6 protein-coding genes are annotated in these 4,261 nt (G+C 35.7%); 3 read left to right on the top strand and 3 right to left on the bottom strand.

Annotated elements, in window-relative coordinates; all coding sequences use genetic code 11:
• Positions 1-223 precede the first annotated feature (223 nt).
• Positions 224-922, bottom strand: a complete 699-nt coding sequence (locus DNK84_RS08155) for a response regulator transcription factor (RefSeq protein ID WP_119344054.1) — start codon at positions 920-922, stop codon at positions 224-226.
• A 202-nt stretch (positions 923-1,124) separates the two neighbouring features.
• On the opposite strand from DNK84_RS08155, the gene DNK84_RS08150 reads away from it, so the two are divergent.
• Complete coding sequence (locus DNK84_RS08150; protein WP_119344053.1) at positions 1,125-1,928, top strand: hypothetical protein; 804 nt, start codon at positions 1,125-1,127, stop codon at positions 1,926-1,928.
• 47 nt (positions 1,929-1,975) lie between these two features.
• On the opposite strand, the gene DNK84_RS14920 is transcribed toward DNK84_RS08150, so the two are convergent.
• Positions 1,976-2,107 carry a hypothetical protein gene (locus DNK84_RS14920; RefSeq protein WP_268876900.1) on the bottom strand — a complete coding sequence of 44 codons (132 nt, stop codon included), beginning with the start codon at positions 2,105-2,107 and terminating at the stop codon, positions 1,976-1,978.
• A 159-nt stretch (positions 2,108-2,266) separates the two neighbouring features.
• Complete coding sequence (locus DNK84_RS08145; protein WP_119344052.1) at positions 2,267-2,833, bottom strand: L-threonylcarbamoyladenylate synthase; 567 nt, start codon at positions 2,831-2,833, stop codon at positions 2,267-2,269.
• Positions 2,834-2,935: 102 nt separating this feature from the next.
• Here DNK84_RS08145 and DNK84_RS08140 point away from each other — a divergent pair, with 102 nt between their 5' ends.
• Both DNK84_RS08140 and DNK84_RS08135 read left to right on the top strand, forming a co-directional pair.
• Positions 2,936-3,316, top strand: coding sequence for a hypothetical protein (locus DNK84_RS08140; RefSeq protein ID WP_119344051.1), 381 nt, complete (start codon positions 2,936-2,938; stop codon positions 3,314-3,316).
• A gap of 176 nt (positions 3,317-3,492) precedes the next feature.
• Positions 3,493-4,155, top strand: coding sequence for a phosphoribosylanthranilate isomerase (locus DNK84_RS08135; RefSeq protein ID WP_119344050.1), 663 nt, complete (start codon positions 3,493-3,495; stop codon positions 4,153-4,155).
• Positions 4,156-4,261 lie beyond the last annotated feature (106 nt).

The raw sequence follows: 4,261 nt of genomic DNA, 5'->3' as shown, positions 1-4,261 counted from the left end.
TATGGCGAGTATGGTTAAAATATTGTAACAGTAGTTGTTCAAGTGCTTTGGCGTGTTCCATGTGCATTGTTTATTAAGTTTTTGGCGAAACAAAAATGCCATGAAAACCGCTAAAAATAAAGCGTTGATTCAGCTACTGTCCTGTAGTGTGATGGCAACTATATTTCCTTTTTGTCTATTTTTTTTCTGTCGCATTGCCTTTTTTTCTGACATTATTTTCCCTCTACTCCAAGCGAAACAAATAGCCACGACCATGAATAGTCTTGATGCGGTTAAACTTTTTATCGTCTAGTTTCTGTCGTAAACGGCTGATATTAATATCAATCGTGCGGTCGCTGACCACATATTTATCCTGATAAAGCGCATCGAGGATTTTCCCTCTTGAAACCACTTTATTGGCATTTTTTATCAGCAATGTTAGCAGCAAGAATTCAAGCCGACTTAAATTAACCTGGCTGCCATTTACATCAAATAAACTCTGTGTATCAAAATTAACTATCCATTTATCAAAGCTTACTTGCTGAATAGGTTCTGGTTTTTCATCGTCTTCACTTTGTCTTTGGGTAAAATTTAAAATACTTTTGATCTTTGATACCAACATCCGCGGTTTAAAGGGTTTGGTGATATAATCGATTGCACCAGCTTCAAGGCACACAATCTGATCAAGCTCATCATCAACCGCTGTTAACATAATAACAGGAATATGGATTTTGGGTACAATACGCTTACAAAAACTGATTCCATCTTCTGGCGACATCATGATATCAAGCACCATTAAATCCACCGTTTCCTTGTTTAAAATCTCTTCAGCTTTGCGTGTATTCTCTGCATATAAAGGTGCAAGACCGTATTTTTCCAAAACAGCCCCAATATACTCCCGCAAACGTGCATCATCATCAACAACGAGGATTTTTTCATACAATTCATTGTTTAGTTTTATCTTGCCTAATGGATAATCTAGACCTTTTTAAGCAGACTGTCACTTCTTTGTTTACCAGCTTTTTTATTATCTACGATTTACTAAAAAAGCTTATTTGTTACAACTTATTACCTTTTTGCAACAAAAATGAAAGGTTTAATTGTTAGACTCATTCTGTTTAAAAAAACATCAAAGGTGGTATGCAATGAAATTCGCATTTAAAAAATCAGGTTTATTTTGTCTAACGGCTTTAACAAGCTTAGTACTTGCTGGTTGCGGTGGGGCTTCTGATGGTGATAGCAGTAAAGCCAGCACAAGTCAAAGTTACAACCTCAGTTTATCTGGTAACGATCAGCTAGCACCTGGTGAAACAGGGGAAATTGTTGTTGACTATAGCATTCAAAATACAACTATTGGCAGTACCATGGCGTCTGTTGCACCAAATCAGGTCATTAGCAAACTAAAACTTCCAAGCGATTTGATGGTCACCCAAGGAAGCTGCAATACGATTAGCGCTGGCAACAGTCAATGTGAATTTAGCGTAACAAAAAAAATAGATACCGAAATGGTTAAACCTCAAGCAGATATTTTCACAAGAGATTATCATTTTTCAGGTACATGCTCTACAACTTCCTGCAATATATCAAGCGTTAGTGCTTCTGCTGTAAGTGACAATAACTATGATGTTAACCTATACAACTTTAATGCACTACGTACTAGATTTATTCCCCATGCTACATTGACGCTTGTCAGTCTACCTTACCGCACATTAATTACCTATAACGATATAAACGATGCTGCTGAACATTTAATAGCCAAGACTAAGAATGATACTTTTTATCTTTATCTAGATAACCCTGCAGCAACAGCGCCACAAAATGTATTAGGCGATAAGCTTTCTCTTGATATTAAAGAAATTACCGATACAGCACAAAAGCAAACGTTGCTGCAAGATTTAGAGCTTGATGCAGCAGGGAAATTATTTAAAGTGACGATTAATAATCGATAATTTATATGGACAATTACAACTATCAAATGACATTAATACAAAAGTGATCACTTACTATGATAGCAACAAAGACAAAACGCACTTAAAAGATTTCTATTACCATAGCGAATATCAATTGCCATTGCAATCAAGCCAAACACATGGAAAACATGTTGTTGACCAAAGCAAAATGTAATCATTGCTATCTCCCTATTACATAAAAATAAAAGATATTAAAACAAGCTTAGCCTGCTTTTAAAGTAACTGTATAATCTAAGCCGGCAGTATACAACTGATCCTCTAAAAGGCGAGAAATAAAAAATTCTTTTGGATGCTTTAAGTATTCAGCAAATTTTAAGTCAAGGACGAATGATTTTCTGGGTTAAAAGCTCAATAATCTGAGATGGTTTGCCATCACAAGGATAGCCTTGATCATAAACATAGCCAAGCTTGTGAGGAAAATACTTTTCAACTTCTTTGGCTGTTGTTGCCGGTGGCTTATTGGATAAATTTGCACTGGTTGAAATAATGGCTTGATCCAATGCTTGACTGACCGCTTTTAATACTGGATGGTCAGTGAGCCTTACCGCAATGCTTGTATACTGTCCAGTTAACCAGTGTATTTCTTTTTTCGCTGGAATAATCCATGTTGTTGGTCTTTTTGTTGGCTTTTTAATTAATTCAAGGTGTCGCTTGTCTAACTGTGTAAGATCTGCATAATCAAGTAAATGTGCCAAATCATTTGATACAACGATAAACCCCTTTTCAAAAGCACGTTCTTTTAATTGAATCAATCTCTCAACCGTCTTAGGCGTAATAATACAGCTTAAGCCGTAAACTGACTCTGTTGGTAACGCCACAATCTGTTGTTGCTTTATCTGTTTAATTGCTTCATGCAGCTTATCAGTTGAAAAAGATTTATTCATTTAGTTAAATTTAATCGTTTTAATGCTAAAATTATAACGGAAGGTTTCTAAATTGAAATTACCAATGTCATTTATTTTAAAGAACATTCAAGGAGGTCTATCATGGAACAACAAGAAATGGATGCTAGGTTAAAGTTAATTCTAACCGCACAAATCGACAAGCTTGATGAATTAGAAAAAGTCTGGATGTATGGTTATGCGCATGGCAAAGCAGATAAGCCAGATACGGATAACCCATTTCCACAAAATACTGTCGAATATAATTATTGGCTTGAAGGATTTGAGTCAGGTGAATATGGCGAAGAGCCACTTTTTCCTGAATATATTTCTATCCTTGCCGAAACATCTAATGAAAACGATGAGACCATACAAAAACGTAAACGTTTTCATCTGGATAAAATCGATAAATTAATTGCAGGAACAGGCATAGGTGTCGCAACCGCATCAATGGTTGCCGCAGCATTAATCAATTTTGTTGCTTAGGCCCTTTTGTCACTAAACGTTAATTTGCAAAAATTGCAGAAAAATATGCTTTCAACATAGGATAATAAAAACGTAAATAAAGCTTACAGGCGATCAAAGCATTAATATTTTACTTGTACTTTATATGCCGAATCTTTTAATATAAATAACACAAACCAATCATACGGTTGTGCACAATGAAAACAAAAATTAAAATCTGTGGAATTACCAATATAGAAGATGCGCTTTATGCTATTGATTGTGGAGCAGATGCCATTGGGCTTGTTTTTTATGCCAAATCACCACGGTATATTTCCTTAGCACATGCTAAAGTAATTATTCAACAACTTCCTCCTTTTGTCAGTGTTTTTGGTCTTTGTGTTAACGCAGATCCAAACTTTGTTAAACAGGTTATCCGTACAGGTGTTAATATTTTACAGTTTCATGGTGATGAATCACCAAGTTTTTGTCAGCAGTTTGGCTTTCCTTACGTCAAAGCGGTTCGTGTTGAAAAAAAAGATGATATTGAAAATGCTGCTAATGAATACAATGAATCAAGAGCATTATTGCTTGACTCAAAGTCAAAGCATGTTTATGGCGGCTCAGGGCAGATGTTTGACTGGTCAATCATTCCTCAAGATTTAGCAAAAAAAGTCATTGTTGCCGGAGGATTAACCCCTCTTAATGTTACAAATCTTCTTGAAAAAGTAAGCCCTATGGGGGTGGATGTTAGCAGTGGCGTTGAGTTACAAAAAGCAGTAAAATCAAAACAAAAAATAAAAGACTTTTGTCATGCTGTGAGAAAGTTCAACTGCCGCTTAACGGGAGCCCATCCATCTAACTGTGTAAATTTTTCATAGCACTTAAATTCTGCCTTCAAATTTAATTAAAAAATGCGGCATTGCTTCACTCCAACTTCTAATTGGCATTGTCCATTTTTTTGTTCTGACGCGCTTCGTGTATGTC

The sequence above is a fragment of the Facilibium subflavum genome (assembly GCF_003574485.1).
GTDB classification, from domain to species: Bacteria; Pseudomonadota; Gammaproteobacteria; order Francisellales; family Francisellaceae; genus Facilibium; species Facilibium subflavum.
This window is presented reverse-complemented; position numbering and strand designations above follow the sequence as displayed.